2 protein-coding genes are annotated in these 1,163 nt (G+C 46.9%); both read right to left on the reverse strand.

Translation table 11 applies throughout. From position 1 onward, the window contains the following. Positions 1-52: 52 nt before the first annotated feature. Entirely contained in the window at positions 53-397 is a 345-nt protein-coding gene (locus D5687_RS11075; protein ID WP_204742198.1) for an SDR family NAD(P)-dependent oxidoreductase, read from the reverse strand. Positions 398-406: 9 nt separating this feature from the next. Beyond that, positions 407-1,163 (reverse strand): glycosyltransferase (locus D5687_RS11080; RefSeq protein WP_125199828.1); only part of this gene is annotated, 757 nt, incomplete at its 5' end.

A 1,163-nucleotide genomic window follows, 5' to 3' on the forward strand; every position in this document is an offset into this window, starting at 1 on the left:
CTCGGAACCCTCATTGTGAGGCTCTTGAGGTGTCTAGGAAAGTCGGGGCGATTCACTTCACTCCGGCATCGATGGCAGAATCAATCACGTTCTGGCTACCCAGAATGTTAGTTTTCACGGCTTCGAGGGGGAAAAATTCACACGAAGGTACCTGCTTCAAAGCAGCCGCGTGGAAGACCATGTCTACGCCTCGCATCGCCTTATCAACGGATTGACGATCACGGACGTCACCGATATAGAATTTCAGCTCAGAACGACTATATGTGATCCGCATCTCTTCTTGTTTAGCCTCATCACGACTAAGAATGCGAATCTCCTCACTTCCTTGATCCAGAAGGAAATCGACCATAGCTTTGCCAAACGAACCTGTCCCACCAGTAATCAAAACCTTACTCATCCGAACACCCTATTTTTTTTTCAGCAACATCAGCTTAACCCGAGATAAAAGCTTTTCAACGACAATCCCGACCTCCATATTTTGCAGAAAATAGTTGCGACCGTTCTGGCCCATCAACGTTAGCGACGAACATTCAGCCCCAGCAGTTTTGCCTTTAATCCTAAGAATCGCTGCATACATGTCTTCTATACGCGAAACATCAGCACTAAAACCAGCCCGAGCAACGTTTTCCACAATATACCCAAAATCTGATGCACCCTCCACAAAAGCCAAAACCGGCTTGCCAGCAACAAAGTAATCAATCACCTTTGACGGGAAGGTAGGAACACTCACACCAGGCACTGTTATAACTAAACCAACATCAAGATCACGAATAAACTCCAAATATTCATCCCGCGACACTTTCCCATGGTAAATCAGACGCGAGCCATGCTCGTTACCAGCCTCTTTGACTACCAAGTCACGCAACCGCCCGTCACCGAAAACGTGCATGTAAACGGATTGTCTTTCTTCTTTAAGCCTCTTTGCCAATCTAACCAGAACGTCGACTCCCCGTCCAGGCTCCAACTGCCCACCGAAAACAATATGGAGTTCGCCATTATTTAATTCACATCGGGAAGCGTTTCCCCCGGATCCCATTCGATCAGCACCCCAGACAGGAATTTCTTCTATAACGCCCTTAAAACTCGGATGATATCTCCTAAAAAATTCGGGTAAGCGGATTAAATGGTTGATCTTACCTTTGCATGAGAGTGAGACAGACCGG

Origin of the sequence: Guyparkeria sp. SCN-R1 (assembly GCF_003932495.1) — a bacterium.
Lineage (GTDB): Bacteria > Pseudomonadota > Gammaproteobacteria > Halothiobacillales > Halothiobacillaceae > Guyparkeria.